The 23,166-nt window shown below is 42.7% G+C and carries 21 protein-coding genes; 4 read left to right on the top strand and 17 right to left on the bottom strand.

All coding sequences use genetic code 11. The annotated features are described in order from the left end of the window. Positions 1-337 precede the first annotated feature (337 nt). The 7 genes from O3642_RS00760 to O3642_RS00730 all read right to left on the bottom strand — a co-directional run bounded on the left by O3642_RS00760 (position 338) and on the right by O3642_RS00730 (position 9,392). Positions 338-2,080: an ABC transporter ATP-binding protein gene (locus tag O3642_RS00760; RefSeq protein ID WP_251457408.1), complete on the bottom strand. Its 1,743-nt coding sequence runs from the start codon at positions 2,078-2,080 to the stop codon at positions 338-340. Then, positions 2,077-3,804: an ABC transporter ATP-binding protein gene (locus O3642_RS00755; protein WP_251457405.1), complete on the bottom strand. Its 1,728-nt coding sequence runs from the start codon at positions 3,802-3,804 to the stop codon at positions 2,077-2,079. Before O3642_RS00755 ends, O3642_RS00760 begins: the two co-directional genes overlap by 4 nt. A gap of 419 nt (positions 3,805-4,223) precedes the next feature. Then, positions 4,224-5,423 carry an MFS transporter gene (locus O3642_RS00750; protein WP_155124848.1) on the bottom strand — a complete coding sequence of 400 codons (1,200 nt, stop codon included), beginning with the start codon at positions 5,421-5,423 and terminating at the stop codon, positions 4,224-4,226. A 58-nt stretch (positions 5,424-5,481) separates the two neighbouring features. Further along, the gene (locus tag O3642_RS00745) at positions 5,482-6,219 is read right to left on the bottom strand and encodes a DUF1003 domain-containing protein (protein WP_371605172.1); all 738 of its coding nucleotides are present in this window, start codon (positions 6,217-6,219) and stop codon (positions 5,482-5,484) included. A 68-nt stretch (positions 6,220-6,287) separates the two neighbouring features. Continuing rightward, on the bottom strand, positions 6,288-7,634 hold the full coding sequence (gene asnS, locus O3642_RS00740) for an asparagine--tRNA ligase (RefSeq protein ID WP_003007581.1): 1,347 nt from the start codon (positions 7,632-7,634) through the stop codon (positions 6,288-6,290). A gap of 149 nt (positions 7,635-7,783) precedes the next feature. Then, positions 7,784-8,962, bottom strand: coding sequence for a pyridoxal phosphate-dependent aminotransferase (locus tag O3642_RS00735; RefSeq protein WP_155198890.1), 1,179 nt, complete (start codon positions 8,960-8,962; stop codon positions 7,784-7,786). Positions 8,963-8,978: 16 nt separating this feature from the next. Next, positions 8,979-9,392: a DUF5590 domain-containing protein gene (locus tag O3642_RS00730; RefSeq protein ID WP_371605171.1), complete on the bottom strand. Its 414-nt coding sequence runs from the start codon at positions 9,390-9,392 to the stop codon at positions 8,979-8,981. Positions 9,393-9,683: 291 nt separating this feature from the next. Here O3642_RS00730 and O3642_RS00725 point away from each other — a divergent pair, with 291 nt between their 5' ends. Further along, on the top strand, positions 9,684-10,130 hold the full coding sequence (locus tag O3642_RS00725; RefSeq protein WP_003001765.1) for a MarR family winged helix-turn-helix transcriptional regulator: 447 nt from the start codon (positions 9,684-9,686) through the stop codon (positions 10,128-10,130). Positions 10,131-10,248: 118 nt separating this feature from the next. Here O3642_RS00725 and yaaA read toward each other — a convergent pair whose 3' ends face one another. Then, positions 10,249-10,974 (bottom strand): peroxide stress protein YaaA, encoded by a 726-nt coding sequence (yaaA, locus tag O3642_RS00720; RefSeq protein WP_320910651.1) that lies wholly within the window; start codon positions 10,972-10,974, stop codon positions 10,249-10,251. A gap of 66 nt (positions 10,975-11,040) precedes the next feature. Between yaaA and O3642_RS00715 the strand changes: the two genes are divergently transcribed. The 3 genes from O3642_RS00715 (at position 11,041) to O3642_RS00705 (ending at position 13,516) form a co-directional block, all read left to right on the top strand. Beyond that, positions 11,041-11,541 carry a DUF1836 domain-containing protein gene (locus O3642_RS00715; RefSeq protein ID WP_049498294.1) on the top strand — a complete coding sequence of 167 codons (501 nt, stop codon included), beginning with the start codon at positions 11,041-11,043 and terminating at the stop codon, positions 11,539-11,541. After that, positions 11,516-12,163: a hemolysin III family protein gene (locus O3642_RS00710; protein ID WP_151378817.1), complete on the top strand. Its 648-nt coding sequence runs from the start codon at positions 11,516-11,518 to the stop codon at positions 12,161-12,163. The genes O3642_RS00715 and O3642_RS00710 overlap by 26 nt, the downstream gene beginning before the upstream one ends. A gap of 63 nt (positions 12,164-12,226) precedes the next feature. Next, positions 12,227-13,516 (top strand): PLP-dependent aminotransferase family protein, encoded by a 1,290-nt coding sequence (locus tag O3642_RS00705; protein ID WP_371605170.1) that lies wholly within the window; start codon positions 12,227-12,229, stop codon positions 13,514-13,516. Between the two features lie 33 nt (positions 13,517-13,549). Here the strand turns inward: O3642_RS00705 and O3642_RS00700 are convergent, their stop codons facing one another. From O3642_RS00700 to O3642_RS00660, 9 genes are all read right to left on the bottom strand, one after another. After that, complete coding sequence (locus tag O3642_RS00700; RefSeq protein WP_371605169.1) at positions 13,550-13,798, bottom strand: hypothetical protein; 249 nt, start codon at positions 13,796-13,798, stop codon at positions 13,550-13,552. Between the two features lie 92 nt (positions 13,799-13,890). Then, positions 13,891-15,645, bottom strand: a complete 1,755-nt coding sequence (locus O3642_RS00695; protein WP_371605168.1) for an ABC transporter ATP-binding protein — start codon at positions 15,643-15,645, stop codon at positions 13,891-13,893. Continuing rightward, positions 15,632-17,386, bottom strand: a complete 1,755-nt coding sequence (locus O3642_RS00690) for an ABC transporter ATP-binding protein (RefSeq protein ID WP_371605167.1) — start codon at positions 17,384-17,386, stop codon at positions 15,632-15,634. The genes O3642_RS00695 and O3642_RS00690 overlap by 14 nt, the downstream gene beginning before the upstream one ends. Position 17,387: 1 nt before the next feature. Next, a complete protein-coding gene (locus O3642_RS00685) occupies positions 17,388-18,053 on the bottom strand; it encodes an MmcQ/YjbR family DNA-binding protein (RefSeq protein ID WP_371605166.1) in 666 nt (221 codons plus the stop codon). A gap of 103 nt (positions 18,054-18,156) precedes the next feature. Beyond that, positions 18,157-18,792: a copper homeostasis protein CutC gene (locus O3642_RS00680; protein WP_320910645.1), complete on the bottom strand. Its 636-nt coding sequence runs from the start codon at positions 18,790-18,792 to the stop codon at positions 18,157-18,159. A 21-nt stretch (positions 18,793-18,813) separates the two neighbouring features. Then, complete coding sequence (locus O3642_RS00675; protein ID WP_320910644.1) at positions 18,814-19,416, bottom strand: hypothetical protein; 603 nt, start codon at positions 19,414-19,416, stop codon at positions 18,814-18,816. 120 nt (positions 19,417-19,536) lie between these two features. Next, a complete protein-coding gene (locus O3642_RS00670) occupies positions 19,537-20,493 on the bottom strand; it encodes an ABC transporter permease (protein WP_003011503.1) in 957 nt (318 codons plus the stop codon). After that, positions 20,493-21,554: an ABC transporter permease gene (locus O3642_RS00665; protein WP_049489017.1), complete on the bottom strand. Its 1,062-nt coding sequence runs from the start codon at positions 21,552-21,554 to the stop codon at positions 20,493-20,495. The genes O3642_RS00670 and O3642_RS00665 overlap by 1 nt, the downstream gene beginning before the upstream one ends. Beyond that, positions 21,547-23,082: an ABC transporter ATP-binding protein gene (locus tag O3642_RS00660; RefSeq protein WP_371605165.1), complete on the bottom strand. Its 1,536-nt coding sequence runs from the start codon at positions 23,080-23,082 to the stop codon at positions 21,547-21,549. The genes O3642_RS00665 and O3642_RS00660 overlap by 8 nt, the downstream gene beginning before the upstream one ends. Positions 23,083-23,166: the final 84 nt, after the last annotated feature.

Raw genomic sequence — 23,166 nt, 5'->3', positions numbered from 1 at the left:
AACGAGTGGTTTCTGAAGCATCTAGCAATTTTGCTAGATGTTTTTTTAGTCTAAAAAAGCATTTTCAGATTTGAAAATGCTTAGATTGAAGATAAAGACATATTAAAAACTTTCCTTAGGTGAGTACGGACGTCAGCGAACTTCTACGAAGTTCCATGACTTAGTTTTGAACCTAAAGTTTCAAAACTCCCGAATGCCTGAAACTAAATTGTTTCAGGCACTTTTCTCACGGCGGAAAGTTTTAATGTTCTCTTAATTCGTTATACAAATTAGGTAGATATTTATTTCTTTACAGAATCACTTTACTTATTTACTTTAAAAATAGTTTGTCTACATTCTAACTAATCTGTTGCTGAGCTGTCTGCATCTTGTAGTAAACACCTTGCGCTTCCATTAGCTCTTCATGAGTGCCATTCTCAACAATATCGCCATCCACCATGACAAGGATTATATCGGCATTTTGAATGGTCGACAAGCGGTGAGCAATGATAAAGCTAGTCCGTCCCTTCATGAGCTGATTAAAGGCATCTTGAATCAAGACCTCAGTCCGAGTATCGATGGAGGATGTCGCCTCATCCAGGATCAAAATCTTAGGAACTGAAAGGAAAACCCGCGCAATCGTTAAGAGTTGGCGTTGTCCTTGAGACAAAGACTCTCCAGCATCTGAAAGATAGGTATCGTACCCTTGTGGCAACTGCCGGATAAAGAAATCTGCATTGGCTGCTTTGGCTGCTTCGATGACTTCTTCTCTAGTTGCATCTGGACGAGAAAAGGCGATATTTTCATGAATGGTCCCGACCTTGAGCCAGGTTTCTTGCAAAACCATACCAAACTGTTGGCGGTAAGAAGCACGGGTGTAGTCCGTAATTGGCACCCCATCAATCGTGATCTCTCCAGAGTTAACAGGGTAGAAACGCATGAGCAGATTAATCAAGGTCGACTTTCCAGCTCCTGTAGGTCCTACAATGGCAACCTTACTGCCGGCTGGAACCTGAATGGTTAGATCTTTGATCAAAGTCCGCCCCAAATCATAGCCAAATGTGACGTGTTCAAAACCAATCGCACCTTTGACATTCTGACTTTCCAGAACCCGTTGCCCTGTCTCTTCGACCTCAGCTTGATCCAAAACGCTATATAAACGCTCTGCGCAGGCAAGGGCACTTTGGAGTTCTGACAATACAGAGGAGATATCATTAAAGGGCTTGGTGTATTGGTTGACATAATTGAGGAAGGTCACCAATTGACCAACAGTAAAGTGAGATCCCGAAATAATACGCACCGCACCAAATCCAGCCACTACTGCATAAATCAAGGCATTCACAAAGCGAGTGGCAGGGTTGACAGTTGAGGAATAAAAGACAGCGGATTGGGAATAATTGGCATAGCTTTCATTCGTCCCTTTAAAAGCCTTACGGAATTGATCCTGAGCATTAAAGGACTGGATCAAACTTTCCTGGGTCAAAGACTCTTCGATCAACTGGGTTTGAAGACCACGCGCCTTGGTCTGCTTTTGGAAAAGCGTATAAGAACGCTTGGCAATAAAACGAGCAATCAAGAGAGATAAAGGGGTCAAGACCAGAACCGCCACCATCATAAAGAAATCCAATTCCGCCATCGTCACGATAGTGACAAGAATGGTTAAGAGGCCAACAAAGAACTGGTTAAAGACCATCAGAAGACCACTATTGAGTTGCTCTACATCGGTCGTGAGGCGACTGACGAAGTCCCCGCTCCCTTGTTTATCTAGATAAGACAAGGGCAAGCGGTGTACTTTTTCCATCACTTCTGCTCTTAGGCTTTGGCTAAAACGATAGACCAATTGATTGTATAACAAGGGATTGATCCATTGGATCAAGGTATTGGCCACAATGACCAGAACCATTTGGATCAAAACAGGCCTTAAGACTTTCATCCCTTGAGGATTAATGACCAAGTCAACCGCATGTCCAATCAGGATCGGTAACCAGACTGTTAAGGCCACTTGAGCGATGGTTCCGAGACTAGCTAGAATCAGGAGCCCGGGATGGTGAGCAAAATCTCTAAACAGACGTTTTACATAACTAGAACGTTTTTGACTCATGCTTCCTCCCTCCCGTGTTGTGAATAATGAATTTCTTGATAAATCTCATTGGTAGACAAAAGGAAATCGTGATTTCCCAGTCCTACTTGATGTCCCTTGTTCAAGACTAAAATCTGATCAGCAGACTTGAGACTATTGGTTCGTTGAGATACTAAGATCAAACTCGTATCACTCAATTCTTCTTTTATCGATTTTAAGAGACGTGCTTCCGTCAAATAATCCAAGGCAGAAGTTGAATCATCCAGAATCAAGAAAGGAGCCTTCTTCAAAAGGGCACGCGCAATGGTCAACCGCTGACGTTGGCCACCTGAGAAATTTCGACCAAAGGCTTCCACTGGCTCATCGAGTTGTCCTTCTTTTTCACGGACAAAATCAGCCGCCTGAGCTGTTTCTAGGGCCCACCACAAATCTTCATCCGATAGATTTTCTTCCATCCCTAGTAAGAGATTCGAGCGGATAGTCCCTCTAAAGAGCTCTGCCTTCTGTGGGACAACAGCTACCCACTCCCGCCACTCCTTGAGGGTTTGAGGAGAGCGACCTTGATGATAGAGGGCTAATTTTCCCTGACTCACGGCATACAAATGACTCAATAACTGAACCAGAGTAGACTTCCCAGATCCTGTACCACCGATAATTCCCAACATCTGTCCATGATCCAGATCAAAGGAAATATTTTCTAGAGCTGGGCTTGAAGCCGTTGGATAAGTGAAAGAAACTTTCTCTGCGCTGATTGCTTCTTGCTCTGTTGCAGTTTCTACTGACAAAGCTTCTAAGAGGTCTTCTTCCTTCAAATCGAAAATCTCTTGCACACGCTTGGCTGAAATATAGCTGACATTTAAAGACGTGACCAGCATAGCCAGCTTGATCAATTCTGTTAAAATTTGTAATAAATAATTGACCAAAGCGACCAACATCCCTTGGGTTAAAAGACCAGCAGAGATATTCAATTGTCCTTGCCAAATGACACAAACCAAGGTCGTATTGACCACAAGGAAGGTCAAGGGGCTCACCAAACTAGACCAGATACCAGCGCGAATTTGCCAGATCTTGTAGCCCTGATTGACCTCTCTAAAATCCTCTAATTCACTAGCATCTTGTCCAAAGGCTCGAATCACCCGCATCCCTTGAAATTGCTGACGCGTCACCGTAACCATCCGGTCTGTGATTTTCCGAATCTTAGCAAAGAGCGGATTGACAAGCCGTGACATGATCACAATAATCAGGGTTAAAATCGCTACCATCCCCAAGAACCAAAGGGTTAATTTAGGACTGATGGTGAAGGCCATGATGATAGCTCCAAAGACAATAATCGGTGCCCTCAAAAAAAGCCGCAAGAAGAGATTGATCCCAACCTGGATTTGATAGGTATCAGAAGTGAGACGGGTTACCAAACTAGAAGTCCCGATCCTATCTCGCTTGTCCTTTGGAAGTGATAAGATCTTATCATACAAATCCTTGGTCATCTCTCGGGTAAAGCCGACAGCTGCTTTAGAAGAAAAATACTGGGCCGTAATAGCTACGACGACACCAAAGCTCGCAAATAAAAACAAAACACCGACCGTCATCACCACTGCGCTCGTTTCCTTTTTTGGAATGACCTGATCGACTAAGTGGGCGATGATTAAGGGGACACACAATTCAAAAATAGCTTCTAAGAGTTTAAAAACGGGCCCTAGAAAAGTTTCCCATAGATAGCCCTTAAAATACTTTAATAATGATTTCATACAACTCGATTCTTTTTAAATAGGATATACCTATTTTACCACAATTATAACTGACAAAAAAACTCTCCCTGCCAAGCAGAGAGTATGAGAACGTAGACAAACTGCTCTTTTATACAAATTAATTAACTTCTATAAAGATAAAATAATTTTATTTGTTAGAGCTATTCAATCATCTACTGAAACTTTCCGCTGTGAGAAAAGTGCTAGAAACACTATTGTTTCTAGCACTCGGAATTATTGAGACCTTAGGCTCAATAATTAGTCATGGAACTTCATAGAAGTTCGCTGACGTCCGTCCTCGCCTAAGGAAAGTTTCTAAGATGACTTTGTCTTCAATCTTACTATTCCTACATAGCATAGAAGGATTGTTCAGTTTTTCTGCTATTTAAATCTTGTTAGACTCAAGAACCCTATAAGTTTTATTCAGTCTTTGTCACCTCGCTTAAGGTCTTGCCCATTCTCCCTAAACCAATCAGTAAGAGAGGGAAAGATAGGAATGTTATAAGGCCTAGCACAAGAAAGACTGCTACAAATCCACAAGTATCGATCAACCAACCAGTCAAAGGGAAGATGACAATCATAGATAGACTAAACATCATCGAATTGATACTCAGCATGGTTGCTCGCACACTGGAAGGCAGATAAGCTTGTAAATCATTGTAGTAGATGGGTTGATAAACTGCATAAAGGGCATTGGTCAAGAGATAGACACTCAAATAGGCGAATGGAGTCTTCAAACCTACCAAAAACAAGGCCAACCCAGTCAGTGCAACCAGAATCGGAAAGACTTGATTACTATTCCATTTTTTCCCGATTTGACTGGCCAAATAAACCGCTAGGAGATTGAATCCACTACCAATCAACATGATAAGCGAAACTTGCCAACTAGTTAAGTCACTAATTTTCTGTTGGTAGTAAAAATAAAACATACACATGATGGTCCCTACCAACTGATAGGTGAGCATCCAGTAAAACAAGACTGGTTTTTCCTGCCATTCTTGTTTCACTACCTCCAATATCCGCTTTAAGGTCAAGTGACTTCTTTCATCACTCTTGCTCTCTGGCTCTTTCATTAGAAAGATCAAAAGAATGGAAATCAAGGATAGCCCGATAGCAATATAATAGGTCCAAGCCAATGCTCCGTGAATCAAGAAGCCTGCCACCACTGTACCTAACGTTCGGGTGACTTCGGCCACCCCAGACAAAAAGCTAGAAATCTGAAGATAACGGTCCTTTTGGCCCGCTTCTACTGCTGAATCAAATAAGAAAGCTGTACTGGTCCCCGAGTCAAAATTATAAGACCAAGCATTGACCATCATGGCAATGGCATAGATCCAAAAATTCCCCTGACCAAATAAAATCAAGATCGAAGATCCAATACTGGACAAGCGAGCCAAGTAGAGATTGGTCTTGTAGCTAAAGCGATCGGCTAGCATTCCCGATGGGATCTCACACAAGAGACTCGTCCCATGAAAGATACTCTCTAATAAACCAATCTGAAGCAAAGAAAGACCATTTTGAATAAAAAAGAGAATCCAAAAACTGGTGATTCCAAAATAAGATGTAAATTCCAGACCTGCTAGGAGTGAAATATTGCGTTTGTAAGTTCTTTTAAACATTGTTTTTCCTCTTTCAATAGATTATATAAGTGTTTCTAAAAGACTTACTTAGATTTGCCTACATCTTCTCCACCTCCTTCATTTTTTCTTGATCCATTTCTTGACGCAGCTGGGCCACTTGATTAGACAAGGACACCAACAATTCGGTTTGCAACTTTTGAATTTCCAGTAAATCCGTCTGGTCTTGTTGCACCATATGGTCAATCTTCGTATGCAACAAGCGAATTTCCCGTTCAGATTCCATATTGACGTTAAAGTCATTTCGTGCTTGCAAGCGATCGTAATCTGCCGCCCTGTTTTGGCTCATCATGATCAAAGGAGCTTGAATCGCCGCAATCGTAGAAAGTACTAGATTGAGCAAGATGAAAGGATAAGGGTCAAAATTCCAGCCAAAGGGATGCAAGACATTGATCAACATCCAGATAGCCATCATCATGATGAAGCTAATAATAAAGGTCCAAGAACCACCGAAGCGCGCAACAGAATCCGCCACCCGCTGACCGAAGGTATAGCTGGCTGTCAAGCGGTCTTCAACGTTAAAGGGGCGCTCGCTTTCGGGCATGACACCTGTCACCTGCTGTTTAATGGCTTCGTTTTTATCATTGGCACGCTCAATAATCTGACCTAGATAATCCATACAATATTGGCTCAAATTTTTATACGTGATAAAATCATCCATTTGACTTTCCGGATAGGATGTCTTGAGCATCTGTTGAATGGAATGGTCCAGATCCGCAATCAAAGATCCTTGGCCTTCTTCGTATTCTTTCCCATCAATGATGTCTATTTTCAGCATTGAAATTCCTTTCATAGTTTTTTGAAGCAGATAAAAGTGAAAAACGCCTAATGGCGTTTTTACGTCTATTAAGGTTTAATACGGTGCAACATACGTGGGAATGGAATAGCTTCACGGATGTGTTTTGTACCAGCTGCGAAGGTTACCATACGCTCAATCCCAATACCAAATCCACCGTGTGGAACTGTACCGTATTTACGAAGGTCAAGGTAGAATTCATACTCTGTACGATCCATGCCAAGTTCATCCATTTTTGCAACAAGGGCATCGTAGTCTTCCTCACGCATAGAGCCACCGATGATTTCTCCATAGCCTTCTGGAGCAAGCAAGTCTGCACAAAGCACGCGCTCTGGATTTCCAGGAACTGGTTTCATGTAGAAGGCCTTGATAGCTGCTGGGTAGTTCATGACAAATGTTGGCACACCAAAGTGGTTTGAAATCCAAGTTTCATGTGGTGAGCCGAAGTCATCACCATGTTCCAAATGCTCATAATCCGCATCTTCATCATTTTCATGCTCTTGCAAGAGATCAATGGCTTCATCATAGGTGATCCGTTTGAATGGTTCAGCAATGTAGCGTTTCAAGAGCTCTGTATCACGTTCCAAGGTTTCCAAAGCTTGAGGAGCACGGTCCAAAACACCTTGAAGCAAAGCTTTGACATAAGCTTCTTGCAAGTCAAGTGACTCATCGTGTGTCAAGTAAGAGTACTCAGCGTCCATCATCCAGAACTCAGTCAAGTGACGACGAGTCTTAGATTTTTCAGCACGGAATACTGGACCAAAGTCAAAGACGCGACCAAGAGCCATAGCACCAGCTTCCAGATAAAGCTGACCGGATTGGCTCAAGTAGGCTGGTGTTCCGAAATAGTCTGTTTCAAACAATTCAGTTGAATCTTCCGCCGCATTTCCTGAAAGAATGGGGCTATCAAACTTCATGAAGCCATTCTTATCAAAGAACTCATAAGTTGCATAGATGATAGCATTACGGATTTGCATAACGGCAACTTGTTTGCGTGAACGCAACCACAAGTGACGGTTGTCCATCAAGAAGTCTGTCCCGTGTTCTTTAGGAGTGATTGGGTAATCTTGAGATTCACCGATCACTTCGATGTCTGTAATATCCAATTCGTAACCAAATTTAGAACGCTCGTCTTCTTTGACAATACCAGTTACAAACACTGATGTTTCTTGGCTCAAGCGTTTGATGGTATCAAATTTTTCAAGCCCCACTTCTTCGCCGAATTTTTCGATAAAGTTTGGTTTAAAAGCCACACCTTGGAAAAAGGCAGTCCCGTCACGCAATTGCAAGAAAGCAATTTTTCCTTTACCTGATTTGTTGGCCACCCAAGCACCGATGGTCACTTCTTGACCAACATAGTCTTTTACTTCGATGATAGTAATCCGTTTTGTCATCATTCATCTTCCTTTTCTCGTTAAACTTGTCCGAAGACATTATCTTCTTAATTGTATCATAAAAAGGCTTTCAGTGCTAGATTCTACCTGTGAAAACAAGATTTTTTTTAAAAGAAAAAGATCCTCAGCTCATTACTAAGGATCTTGTAATTTTATTTTTCCATAAAGGCCTTGAGTCGGCGAACAGCTTCTTTAAGGGTATCCAAATCTGTCGCATAAGACAAGCGAACATTTTCAGGGGCACCAAAGCCAGCTCCCGTTACTAAAGCAACCTCTGCTTCTTCTAAAATTGCTGTGGTAAATTCCGTCACATCCGTATAACCCTTCATTTCCATGGCCTTCTTCACATTTGGGAAGAGATAGAAGGCTCCTTGAGGTTTGATGGCTTCAAAACCAGGTACTTCATTCAACAAAGGATAAATAGTATTCAAGCGCTCTTCAAAAGCTTGACGCATGATCTCAATAGAAGATTGATCTCCTGTGAGGGCTTCGATTGCAGCATATTGGGAAACGGTTGTTAAGTTGGAAGTTGTTTGGCTGATCACCTTGGCCATGGCTCCAATAATCTCTGGATCACCCACTGCAAAACCAACCCGCCAACCGGTCATAGCGTAAGTTTTGGAAACTCCGTTAATCACGATAGTTTGCTTGCGAATCGCTTCTGATAAGCTAGAAATGGGCGTAAAGGTATTGCCATTATAAACCAATCGACCATAGATATCGTCTGCCAAAATCAAGATGTCATGTTCAACAGCCCAATTTCCGATTGCTTCGAGTTCTTCTTTACTGTAGATCATTCCTGTTGGATTGGATGGCGAATTCAGCAAGACAACCTTGGTCTTGTCTGTCCGTGCTGCTTCCAGTTGCTCTACCGTTGCCTTGAAGTGATTTTCTTCTGTTGTTTGGAAAGTAACAGGTGTGCCTTCTACCATCTTGACCTGGTCTACATAAGAAACCCAGCAAGGGGTTGGAATGATGACTTCATCACCTGGATTGATGACAGAAGTAAAGAAGGCATAGAGGATAAACTTAGCACCAGTACCGACCACAACCTCATTTCGGTTCACTGCATAGCCATAAAACTCTTTCATATAGTCGCTAATGGCATCCTTCAATTCTGGAAGTCCAGATGCTACCGTATAAAAGCTAGCGCGACCATCCTCGATCGATGCGACTGCTGCTTCTTGAATATTTTTTGGAGTCGCAAAGTCAGGTTGACCAAGGGTCAAACTTAAGATATCACGACCTTCTGCTACCAAAGCTTTGGCACGCGCATTTGCAGCCAAGGTCACACTTTCTTCCATTTCCAATACACGATTTGATAATTTCATATTTCCTCCTCAAATCTTAAAAAAAACCGGTGACTTTCCCAGTCTTGAAATCCACCACATAATAAGAGCTCCCAGCCTTGACTTCCCAGATTGGTTTGCCTTTAAAGCGTCCAAAAGTTACCCGATCAATCGCGTCCTGACTCTTCTCTTTGACGACAGAAGCTGCCTCTTTGGAACTAACTCCTTCTTTCAAAGGGTAGGTATAGACTGCATCATCCGCCTGCGCCACCAAAACCGCTAGATCTTGCCCCTCTTGGTCCTTGCCAATAAAGGAAAGATAGGTTTCTTTGCCATGAAAGAAACTCTCCGTCTCAATAGTAGCAATCGAAGAGTGAGACAGAGCTATTTTTCTTGCTTGCGCCATTTGATCCTGCAAGCGATCAGAAGTTTTTTCAGCAAGAAAAAGCCAAGAAAAAAGTACCGTCAACACTAAGATACAGATTCCTATTATATGTTGCCACACTATAAAAAGATTATTTTTCTGTTTCACTCCCTCATTATACACCAAAGCCACCTAGAATTCTATAGATTTTCAAGAAAGAATTGTTACTAATATTTCATACCTGTTACAATGTTTTAGTATAAAATTGTTTGATAAACAAACTAAAATTAACACCTTTGCTATTATGTGTTCATAGTTTAATAAATTTGTCACAATTTTGTAACTAATTTGAAAATAAAATTAAACGACAGAAATACTATTTATTGATAAAATATAGATATGGAAAATTTAAAGAGATTATTCAAAGAAGCAAACGTAGATTTAAAAACCATGATCGTCTTCCACAAGGCAGAACGATTGATCCGTGCCTCTGAGGCTCATATCTTTAAAAAGCACCAGTTGACACCAACTCAATTCTCTGTACTTGAGACCTTGTACAGCAAAGGCGATCTCCGCATTCAAGATCTGATTGATAGCATTCTTGCGACCTCTGGGAATATGACTGTGGTTATTCGCAATATGGTCCGCGATGGTTGGATTACACGCGAAACCGATCCAGAAGACCGCCGTGCTTATCTTGTATCTATTACAGATGCCGGTCGTAAAAAAATCGAAGAAGCTCTTCCAGATCATATCAAAAATATTCAACGCTTGATGCAAGTCTTTAATAGTGGCGAGCAAGCTGAGTTGACAGAACTCTTGAAGAAATTCAAACATATCGCCTAAGCCTACTGCTCAAGACGATTCTGACTCCAAAATCCTCTATTTTGGAGTTTTCATCGTGCATTCTCTTTATCTAACAGATCAAAAAAATATTCCTGACGCTTCTCAGGAATATTTTTATTTATTCTTTCACAAAGACCCATTCTTTCTCTTGCGATAAATCCTCACGATAAGAGAAACCTGCTACTTCTAATGATTTCAGATCTTCTAGATGGGTGATTTCTTCCTTCATCATGGCTGTCACCATGGCCCCACGTGCTTTCTTTGAAATCGTCGAGTGAATCTTCAGTGTCCCATCACGATTCTCCATGAATTTGATCCGAATTATTCGCTCACGAATGGCTTTTGAAAAGACCTGTTCAAACTCAGAGGACAAAAGGGATAAGATCTGCTCCTCACCTTCTACTGCCTGATCATAGTCCTCTTTCCAGAGTACCTTTAGAGATTTTCCAGCTGGTTTTAACTTCATCATAAAATCCAAGCGATGGGGAGCAATCCCTTCATAGGCAGGTAGCACACCGTATAAAGCAGTCGTGATCAACAAATGCTCCTGCAGATAAGCCTGCTCTTTTTCGGATAAGTCTTGACGCTCGATACTACGATACATAAGGCCATCAAACAGTTCTAAAGCAGGATAGGTTTTAGCACTCCCAGCTAACAGAGCCTCAATTCTTTCCTTTTCTACTAGGGCTCTTTCCTCTGAGATACCGTAAAAGGTCGCTAATTCTTCTAGCGAGAATGCCTTCAAAGCTTGGAGGATGGTTTTTGTGTTCTCTGACAAGGGTTGGGGCTCGACGATACGAGCCTGTTCGTTCAGTTCTTTGGCGGATGGAATTAATAGTTTCATAGGTCTATTGTACCATATTTTTCAAATTTTCTTGACAGGAGTTTTTATTAATGTTATTATCTAGTTATGAAAACTAGATTAAAGAAAGGTGAAGATTTCGTGTCCACTTTTTCCTATCCAACGTGGGAGCAACTGCCTGAGCTAGACCTCTATCTCGATCAGGTCCTTCTTTATGTCAATAAAACCTGTGCACCTGTTCTCTCTTCTTCAGACAAGGGCTTGACGGCTGCCATGATCAACAATTACGTAAAACATGGCTATGTCGAGAAACCAGATAAGAAGAAATACCAGCGTAGACAGGTGGCCCGCTTGATCGCTATTACAACCTTAAAAACGGTCTTTTCTATTCAGGAGATTGCTTCTACCTTGAATTTCTTGCAGGACCAGGCAAGCTCAGATCTTCTCTATAATAGCTTTGTCGCTTATCTCAATGAGCAAAAAGAGCCAATCGCTCCTATCATTCGCTCTGCCTGTCAGACAGTTCAACTTTATCTTGAAACCCTATCTTATATTCAACCAGTAAAAACGGAGGAAGAAACTGATGAATTACACCATGAAACTAAGTAAAAAATTATCCTTTGGAGAAGAGATCGCAAATAGCGTAACCCATGCTGTTGGCGCCCTCCTCATGTTGATCTTACTTCCGATCTCAGCAGTCTATAGTTTTGAGCAACACGGTCTTCTCAGTGCTTTCGGGACTTCTATCTTTGTTATCAGTCTCTTTTTGATGTTTCTGTCTTCGACCGTCTACCATGCTATGTCTTACGATTCACCTCAAAAGTATGTGCTTCGTATTATCGACCATTCCATGATCTACATTGCGATCGCAGGCAGTTACACACCAGTTGTCCTCACCTTGATGAATAACTGGATGGGCTACAGCATTATCTTGATCCAATGGGGGACCACCATCTTTGGTATTCTCTACAAAATCTTTGCCAAAAGAGTCAATGAAAAGTTCAGTCTCGCTCTTTACTTGATCATGGGCTGGTTGGTCATCTTTATCATTCCCCAAATCGTTAGTCAAACCAATCCGATCTTCTGGGGTCTCATGCTCATGGGTGGTCTGTGCTACACGGTTGGAGCCGGCTTTTATGCCAAGAAAAAACCTTACTTCCATATGATATGGCACCTTTTCATCCTTGCAGCTTCTGCTCTTCAGTATTTAGCCATCGTTTACTTTATGTAATACTGCTACCACTCTTCGGAGTGGTTTTTTTGTGATTTTTTCTGTACAATAGAAAAAAACTGTATGGGGACAGTCAGAATGAAGACAAGCAAATACCAAGAAATTATTCATGTTTTAAAAAAAGGTATTCAAGATGGTGAACTAGAAACTGGACAGAAAATTCCTTCTGTTCGTCAATTAGCCAGTCAATTTTCTTGTAGTAAGGACACGGTGCAACGAGCCTTGCTGGACTTGACTTACCAGCACTTCCTCTATGCTAAGCCTCAAAGTGGCTACTATGTTTTGGAGCAAGAACCGAATCGACATGAGGATCTTCCACTAAAATTAGAGAAAGATCGCAACCAGGCTTTTGAGGACTTCCGGACCTGTATCAATGAAACCTTGATTGGACGGGAGAATTATCTCTTCAACAACTTTTCGGACCAAGCAGGCTTACTCGAAGTACGCCAATCCATTCAAGGCTTATTAAAGGAGGAAGGGATTTATACGACTGCGGATCAGATTGTTTTGACTGCTGGTACCCAGCAGGCGCTTAATATCCTCAGCCAGATTGATTTTCCCAATAAAAAATCGCAGATTTTGATCGAGCAACCGACTTATCACCGGATGAACCAACTCCTTGATTCGCAGCAACTTGCCTACCGTACCATTCAACGTAATTTAACGGGGATTGATCTCGAAGAACTTGAAGAGATTTTCAAAAGTGGCCATATCAAATTCTTCTACACGATTCCTCGTTTTCACTATCCGCTAGGTCATAGCTATTCGACCAAGCAGAAAGAAGCGATCTTGCAACTAGCTGACCAATATGATGTCTACCTTGTTGAGGACGACTATTTGGGAGATCTTGATGGCAGTAATGCTCCATCTTTTCATTATTTGGATCAAAAGGGCCGAGTCATCTACATCAAATCTTTTTCGACCAATCTCTTTTCTGCTCTTCGCATCACTTCCATGATCCTTCCCCAAGACCTTCTAAAGCCGGTCTTAACCTATAAGACGATTCTGGACTATGATAGCAATCTCATCATGCAAAAGGCCTTGAGTCTCTACATTGATAATGGTATGTATCTGACCAATAAAAAGCGACTCCTAGCCAGAAAAAAAGAGGAAGAAGCCAGTCTAAAGACCTTGATGGCCCAGTCTCCTCTTCTTCCCCATCTGACCCTGACCCACGATGGGATCCTTTTAGAACTCGGCCAAGTTCAATCACTTGCTGCCTTAAAACACAGTGGACTCCCGCTTGATTTCTTTGAAGCAGCCTACATCACTTCTTGTCCTTATCAACTCGCCAAGATCCAATCAGCAGAAGTGGCCAACGTTTTACCAAAACTTACAACTTTTTTTGAATGAGAAACCCTCGTACAGATTATACGAGGGTCTTTCTTATTTCTTCAATTGCTCATAAACAAGTTTGGCATTTTGAAGGCTGATCCGATAATCGAGGCGAATCAGGCGAATCGCTTCCATCTCTGGTTCTTTGAGGTACTTCTCTCTTTGTTCCTTGGAAATACTACCTGGTTTTAGAAGATAGTGAGTGAATTGATTTCTGACTTTAGTAAGCTCAACTTGAAGGGTGAAATAGAGTCCAAATAAGACAATCACAACTCCCATCAGGATCAGATCGTTTGACATGGTGTATGCTCCCTTTTTCTGTTCTTTTCTTTATTGTACAGCTTTCAAGAAAGAAAAACAAGGTTAAATTTGGATTTAGACCTTGTTTGTCCTTATTTCATCATACCGGCCTGGAGGTCATACATTTTCTTATACGTTCCTCCTAGAGCAATGAGTTGGTCGTGATTGCCCGATTCGATGATTTTTCCTTTATCGAGAACATAGATGCAATCGGCATCTTGGATGGTAGAAAGACGATGGGCAATGGCAATGGTTGTCCGCCCTTGGCGCATCTTCTTCAGAGAATTTTGGATCATCTCTTCCGTCTCTTGGTCGATATTGGCAGTGGCCTCATCCAAAATGAGGATCTTAGGCTGGGCAGCAATGGTCCGGGCAAAAGCCAGAAGCTGACGCTGACCGGTCGATAAGGTAGAACCCCGCTCTGTTACCGGATGATCATAGCCACCAGGTAGACTCTCAATAAAGTCTGCTACATCCACAAATGCGGCTGCTTGTCGGATTTCCTCATCTGTCAGTTCTTCATGGTACATCCGGATATTATAAGCAATGGTTCCGTGATAGAGGAAGGGTTCTTGCAACACTAAACCGATGGACTTGCGCAAGGCTTCCTGGCTGTAGTCCTTGATATCCTGTCCATCAATTAAGATCTGGCCACGATCAAATTCATAAAAGCGCATGAAGAGATTGATAATAGAGGATTTACCAGAACCAGTATGACCAACAAAAGCGATGGTTTGTCCATTTTTGACCTCAAAGGAGATATCTTTTAGGACATCCCGTTTGCCATCATAAGAAAAAGATACATGCTCAAAACGAATATCTCCCTGCTCGATTTCTTTCAGGCTACCAGCTTGCTTGGGCTCATAGTCGTTTCGATCCATCATCTCAAAGACACGTCCTGCAGAAATGGTTGAGGTCTGCAAGGTTGCAAAGTTCTGCGTAACATCAATCAAGGGCTGGAAAAGCTGGCTAACATACTGGATAAAGGCATAGATAAGACCAGCTGTAAAGCCTGAGGACTGCCAATTTAAGCCGAAAAAGGTCAGAATGACCGCATAGGCCAGAACCTGTAACAGGGTCATAGCTGGCCTCAAAAAGAGGGAATTGACATCGACAGAACGATTGGCATAATCCAAATGATCCCCATTAATCTGTTCGAATTCATCCGTCAAGCGCTTTTCTTGACGAAAGGCCTGCACGATCCGCATTCCTTCAATGGATTCCGATAATTTCACATTGATATCTGATAATTTTTGTCGGGTCATCTTGACCAAGCGATTGGATAACTTACGATAGAGACGAATAGAAAACCAAATGATGGGAAGAAAAGGCAGGATCCAAATGGTCAAATGCCAGTCCAAGCTAAACATAGTTACCAGGGTGACTAGAAAGAGTAAAAAGGATGAAATCAGGCTTGAAAAGACCGTAGAAAACATATCTGCGACTGCCTGTGTATCATTAGTCACCCGCGAAACAATCGAACCTGCTGCTGTCTGGTCATAAAAGGACATGCCCAGCCTTTGAAGATTTTGGAAAATATCTAGACGGATATCTCTTACGATAGAATTGGATACACGCGCAAAGGTTAATTGACTCAGGTAGGTTGCCAGCACGCGCCCAATGAATAAGCCATAGTAGAGAATGAGAAACCGAAAAGCTGTCAGTACTGGAGAGCCAGCTTCTGTCGGATCCACTAGGTGGTCAATATACCAGCGAGCTGCAAGAGGAATCGCCGTCAATAACAGACTAGTCAGGAAGGTAAAGACTAAGGCTAGGGCTGTTAACCACTTATAACGCCACATGTAAGTCAAGAGCCGCTTCATAACATGAGCTTCAGATGTTTTCATTCAGCTTTCCCTCCATTTCTTCTGATAATTGTTGGGCTTGGTAGGTTTCATAATACCAACCTTTTTGAGCCATTAATTCCTCGTGATTTCCTCGCTCCTTGATCTGTCCATTCTCTATTACCAGAATCATATCCGCATGAACGATAGCTGATAGGCGGTGGGCTGTGATGATCGTTGTTTTCCCCTTGCGTTCCAGCTTCATATTTTCAATAATTTGATGCTCCGTTTTAGCATCTACTGCTGACAGGGAATCATCCAAAATCAAGATCTCAGGATTCATGACCAAAGCACGACTCATGGCAATCCGTTGCTTTTGCCCGCCAGAAAGAGAGACCCCTCTCTCTCCCAACACTGTCTCCATCTGGTCTGGCATGGCCAGAATATCCTCATAGACTCCACAAGTTCTCAGAGCCTTCATTACCTCTTCTTCCTTGATCTGTGGATCTGAAAAAGCTACATTCTCGCGAATGGTCATGGCAAAGAGGATCTGATCTTGAGGGACGTAGCCGATCAAGCTTCGAAGATCTTCTAAGCGATAATGTTTGATGGAGATTCCATTGAGCAAGATATCTCCCTGCTCCAAGTCGTGCTCTCTAAGCAAGAGACGCAACAAGGTGGTCTTTCCAGATCCAGTTGGACCCACAATTCCAAGGGTTTGCCCTTTTTCTAAATGAAAGACAACCTTTTCAAGGACAGGCTCTTTCTCATAGGCGAATTCTTCAATGTCATATTCCAAATCGCCATTTTGAATGACTGTAACTGGTTGACTTGGATCTTGGATATCAGGTGTTTCTGCTAAAAGTGTCTCAATCCGATCATAGGAAACGCTAGCACGCTGACTAATATTAAACAAGAAGCCCATGGCTTGAAGGGGCCAGACGAGCATATTGAGATAGGTAATAAAGGTTACGATTTGTCCAACCGTCAGGCTCCCTTCCTGAACAAATAGACCTCCGAAGTAGAGCGTCAAAACATAGGAGAGACCGACAAAAAGAAGAGTAGTCGGATCAAACAAAGCATTGTAACCGGCTGAAGTCATATTTTTTCGAAAGACTATCTGATTGGTCTTTTCAAAAGCACGAATCTCATCTGCCTGAAAGCCAAAGGATTTGGTCACCTTGACTCCTGATACTGATTCCTGAACAAAGTTATTCAGCTCTGAGAAGCCTTCTTGGGCCTCTTTGAAGGCTTTGTGGTTTTTGCGGCCAATGGCGGAAGTCACTACCACCATAACCGGTAGGGGCAAAATAGCCAAGAGGGTTAAGCGCCAATCAATCATGAAAAACATGCTGACCAGGGTCACCAAGGCTGTCACAGAAGCATCTACAGCAGACATGACTCCACCACCAGCAAACATGGTTACCGCATTGATATCATTAGTAGCATGGGCCATGAGATCCCCTGTCCGATAACGCTGATAAAAAGACGGAGACATGAGCGTAAATTGCTTGAACAAACGGTAACGCAAGATCCGAGCCAACTTATTGGCCGTTCCAAAAATATAGCGTCTCCAGACAAAACGAAGGCCATACATGGCTAGAGCTGCGAGGACCAAAAGGGCAATATCCACAACTAACTGCCCTAGTGTCAGCCTTCTTTTATCGATCAAATCGATCACAAGTCCCATGATTCTTGGAGGAATGAGGTTTAAAAAGCTAACCAAGATCAAGGACCCTATCCCGATCAAGTAGCGCTTCTTCTCTAAATTAAAAAACCAAGATAATTTCCTCAACAGATTCATCTTATTTCCCCTTTTTGGTGAGTTGCCAGCTACTATCCACTAGAGCAAACAAGTCCTCATCAGTAATTGTTTCATCTAGAGGGATACTCACCCAATAGTTTTTATTCATATGAAAAGCTGGATAAATCCCTTTCTGCTGGATGAAATGGGCTACTTGATCAGACTTAACATTCAAAACTTCTATTTTCCCAGACTTGCCAGCATCCAGTTTTTTCCAATCAATGGTCATAAAGACACCATACCACTTGAGGGTGTCTCGGTGGCGAATGGCACCGGATTCCGGAGATCTCTCCCACAAATACTCAATCGTTCCCTGATAGTGCAGGGAGATATAGGCCATGAGACGCTTAGCTTGAGGATAGAGAAATTCTTCTACCTCAAAACAAGCTTGCCGAATCCTTGCAAGACTTTCCTGACAGGCTTCCCTGACTTGGCCGACGAAATTTCCTTGTAGCTGTTCCAGATGGATCTGGATATACTCGTCCCCTGTATCCTGATCATAGACCTGAAAAGAAATCTTCTGGTCGCAGACACGGACCTTTAAGAGAAAAGTGTCAGATAAGACGGGACACTGGTACTCATAGCCTGCCCCTCTCTTCTCAAATCCGTAAGCCAATCCCTTTTCTGGCTGAAAGGTGTACCGGTCAAAATAATGCTCTAAAAACATTTTCTCTCCCTTATTCATTTTTGCACTAGAAGAGGCTGGAAACAACGTCCCCAACCTTGATAACGGATCTTCAAAACTACTTCAAGCAGTGATCGTTTCTTCTTTAAAACACGATGCGCGTGCCATGCAGTTGACAAACGCCCAATTGCTCCAAAAAGAGCTGACGATTGTCAAGGGTCACACCTCCACCTGGCAGGATCTGAATTTTTCCCTTAGCCGCATCTAATAAACGATGATAGTGTGCAAAACGTTGCTCTAGTGGGTCACCTGGACTTCCAGCTCGTGATAAAATGCGGGCTACACCCTGATCAGAAAGCCACTCAATCGCTTCTAGCTGATCTGTATGAGCTAACTCATCAAAGGCCATATGAAAGACAACCTCTGCCTCTCCACAGGCTGCTAGTAAAAGCTGCATGATCCTCTGGTCCAACTTTCGATCGCTCGTCAGCGCTCCCAGCACAAAACAAGTAACCCCTATTTCTTTCGCAGCACGAATATCCGTCAGCATAGCTTCGACTTCCAGATCAGTATAGACAAAATCGCCACCTCGGGGTCGGATAATGACACATAGATCCACGGACTTCGCTCTTGTCAGTTTGATTGCTTCATTGATCACACCTATACTAGGTGTGGTCCCTCCTACTGCCAGGTTATCGCACAGTTCAATGCGACCTGCCCCAGCAGCAATCGCCTTATCAATATAAGTTAAATTCTCTGCACAAAATTCAAAGACAAGCATGACAACTCCAATTACAAAGACTTAAAACAAGGATATACTAACGGTTACCTTAGCATTGCCATTTTCCACTCTCGCTTTTGAGATGCTATAGCCTGCTTGAGGGATATCAAGGGTGATTTGATCACCATTCACTGTGAAGCCGCCTCCATTTTGATTGGATTGATCCTTCAAATAGTTGAGAACCAAGAATTTTGGAATGGGCATTTTCCCTAATTTAGCACCGGTCACGGTCAAATTCATGACATTGTTTTCAACTTGACCGGTCATGGTTAAATCTAGATAGCTATCAACTGGCCCTAAGGAAACAGGAACTTTGACATGAAGGTCATTGCCATCCATTCCTAATGCCATCTTTTGATAGTCAGAATTGTCAAGGGCGGATCCAGCACTTGTTTTTACGACCTGACTCAATTGCACTGAATTGAGACTTAGCTCAGTTGAGAGCCCTTCAGTGCTCACAGAGGCATTTGAAACAGCATTTTGAGCCAACTCAATCAAAGAACTCCCTGCCTGCACATTTCTCAGTTGCTCTCCTTCAGGGATAGATCCAGGAACCAACAAGATCACTAATAACATAAATAAAACGATCACCATGCCAATTAGGCGTCTCATCCACTTAAACATCTGCTCCTCCAATACGTGAAAAGTTGTATTCTTATTGTACCCTAAATCTAAAGAAATTGCGACTAAGAGGGGCCTTTAGAAAGCAAAAGAGACCGAGGAAACCTCGCATCTCTCTTTGCATTATTTCGATTTAATGTAGTTAACACCATCTGCTTTAGGCGCAACTGCTTGTCCGAAGAAGGCTGCCAAGACAACCATGGTCAAGACGTAAGGCGCAATTTGCAAGTAGATGGATGGGATACCTTTAAGCAAAGGCAATTGATTCCCGATAACAGCCAAACTTTGTGAAGCTCCAAAGAAGAGACTAGCAAGCATTGCCCCGATTGGGTTCCATTTCCCGAAAATCATAGCTGCGAGGGCGATGAAACCAGGACCAACAATAGTAGTCACCGCGAAGTTAACGGAAATAGACTGAGCGTAAATGGCTCCTCCGATTCCTGCTAGGGCACCTGAGATCATCACTCCTAAGTAGCGCATTTTATAAACATTGATTCCCAATGTATCTGCTGCTTGTGGGTGTTCCCCAACTGAACGAAGACGCAATCCAAATTTTGTCTTGAACATGATGAACCAAGCAAAGAATGAGAAGAGAATCGCAACCCAGCCGATGATGCTGGCATTGTTGAAGAAAATATCCCCAATTACCGGAATTTTAGATAAGACCGGAATGGAAGTCTTCCCAAAGGCAACTTTGATATTATCCGTTTGCCCCTTGTTATACATCGCTTTAACTAGAAAGACGGCTAACGGAGGTGCCATCAAGTTCAATACTGTACCTGAGACGATATGGTCAGCACGGAAATGAATAGTTGCCACCGCGTGAATCAAGGAGAAGAGTACTCCAATCCCTGCAGCAACAATTAAGGACAACCATGGTGTCAAATTCCCTAAGGTAGGCTCAAAAGTCAAGTTAAAGATAATTCCTGAGAAGGCTCCCATAACCATGATTCCTTCAAGGCCAACGTTAACAACCCCAGCGTGCTCTGAGTAAGCTCCTCCGATACTTGTGAAGATCAGCGGCGCCGCATACACAATCATAGAGGAAACAAGAATACTTAAAATCGTTACAATACTCATTAGTTTGCTCCTCCTTTTTTAGCTGAACGCATCGAGATCATCTTTTCGATAATGTAGTGAGCACATACGAAGAAGATAATGGATGCTGTCACAATTTGAACGACTTCTTCAGGGATTGCAGCTGGCTTCATACCAACTCCCCCAATTTGAAGTGCTCCAAACAAGAAGGCAGCAAATGGAATCCCAATTGGTGAATTCATCGCAAGAAGGGCAACGGCCATTCCGTTAAATCCAACACTCATCGAGCTGGTTTGAACGTAGACATTTGAGTAAATCCCCAGACCTTCTGCTACCCCACCGATACCAGCAAGAGCACCAGAAATGATCATAGAAAGGATAATGGTCCGTTTTGCAGACATCCCTGCGTATTCCGCCGCATTCGCATTGAGACCAACGGCACGGATTTCAAAACCAAGTGTTGTTTTCTTCATCAAGAACCAGATGACTACCACTGCGATGATAGCAAAGAAAATCCCAATGTTCATTTGTGATTTGTCCGTCAAATTACGCAACCACTCCGTCTGGTAGACAGCGTTGGCTCCCACATCAATAGTTGAGTCCTTGTTTTTCATCAAGGAAGCTGGGAAGCTATGGATCAAGGCATTCCCACCATAGAGAACAATATAGTTCATCATAATGGTGATGATGACCTCACTGGTTCCAAGATAGGCACGAAGGAAACCAGGAATCGCTCCAATAAATCCACCTGCGACAGCCGCAATCAAAACGGTCATCGGAATCATCAGTAAGCGAGGCATATTTGGGAAGGAAAGGGCAAACCAAGTCGCCATGATCCATCCAGCAAAAGCCTGACCAGGAAGTCCAACGTTAAAGAAGCCGGCCCGGCTAGCTACCGAAAATCCAAGAGCAACTAAAATCAGTGGCCCCATAGCACGGGAAATATTACCCCAACTCTTAATCGAACCAAAGGCTTTCTTAAACAGCAATTCATATCCCCAAAGGGCATCATAGCTGAAGGCCCACATAATAATGGCACCCAAGACCAATCCTAAAAGGACAGACACCAATGGAACGGCAATTTGTTTTAAATTCTTATTCATCTGATGCTCCCTCCTTTACTTGGCCTCCTGCCATGAGGATTCCAAGTTCTTGCTTATTCGTTGTTTCAGGGGTTACGATCCCTTGGATCTTCCCATCATGAATAACCGCAATACGGTCAGAAACATTCAAAATTTCATCTAATTCAAAGCTGACAACCAGAACAGCTTTTCCATTATCCCGTTCTTGAATCAAACGTTTGTGGATATATTCAATCGCTCCAACGTCCAATCCACGAGTTGGCTGGCTAACGATCAAGAGATCTGGATCGCGATCGATTTCCCGCGCGATAATGGCTTTTTGCTGGTTTCCTCCAGAGAGAGCCTTAGCTGGTACCACTTCACTAGCTGCACGAACGTCAAACTCTTCCATGAGCTTCTTGGCATAAGAGGTAATATTTGGATAATTCAAAATACCATTCTTGCTAAGAGGTTCTTTGTAGTAAGTTTGAAGAGCCATGTTTTCAGAGATCATCATATCAAGGACCAAACCATCCCGGTGACGGTCTTCAGGGACGTGCCCTACCTTCATTTCTGTGATTTGACGTGGACGTAGTCCTACAACATCCTTGCCTTTAATCTTAATTGAACCCGATTTTACCTTCCGTAGACCTGTAATGGCTTGGATCAACTCAGACTGACCATTTCCATCAATCCCTGCGATCCCAACGACTTCACCAGCACGAAGTTCTAGCGAAAGATTCTTAACAGCTGGGACTCCCCGGTTTTCGTTTACAACCAAGTTCTCAATCGACAAGACCACTTCTTTCGGTTCAGAAGGACCTTTTTCAGTCTTAAAGGAAACAGAACGACCGACCATCATTTCGGCCAAGTCTTGGTTCGTAGCTCCACCAATCTCGACTGTTTCAATCGATTTACCGCGACGGATAACCGTTACGCGGTCTGAAACAGCACGGATTTCATCCAACTTGTGCGTAATCAAGATAATGGATTTTCCTTCATTCGCCAAGTTCTTCATGATTGTCATCAATTCTTCGATTTCAGCTGGTGTCAACACTGCAGTTGGTTCATCGAAGATCAGGATGTCGGCTCCACGATAAAGCGTCTTTAAGATTTCCACACGTTGCTGCGCACCAACGGAAATATCCTCAACTTTAGCATTTGGATCTACTGCCAGGCCATATTTTTTAGACAAGTCAAGGATATCTTGGCTGGCTTTTTTAAGGTCCAAAACACCATGTTTAGTGGTTTCAGAACCAAGGATGATATTTTCAACAACAGTGAAGGCTTCAACTAACATAAAGTGTTGGTGCACCATTCCAATTCCTAAAGAAGCTGCTTTTGAAGGTGAGTCTAGGTTAACAGTATTTCCATTTACCACAATGTCTCCGCTTGTTGGTTCCAACAAACCAGCCAGCATATTCATCAGGGTAGATTTCCCTGCACCATTTTCTCCAAGAAGTGCATGGATTTCACCTTTGCGCAACTGAAGATTAATCTTGTCATTTGCTACAAAGTCACCAAATTTTTTGGTAATCTCACGCATTTCGATGACATATTCATGTGTCATGTGGGTGTTTTCCTCTCAAAATTTTTTTATTTCAATAAAATCTGCTAGAGAACTAACAGATTTTATTGAGACAAAAATGTCTCA

Source organism: Streptococcus sp. 27098_8_66, assembly GCF_041431945.1.
In the GTDB taxonomy this organism is placed as follows: domain Bacteria; phylum Bacillota; class Bacilli; order Lactobacillales; family Streptococcaceae; genus Streptococcus; species Streptococcus dentalis.
The sequence above is the reverse complement of the archived record's forward strand: the minus strand, read 5'-3'. Positions and strand labels throughout refer to the sequence as shown.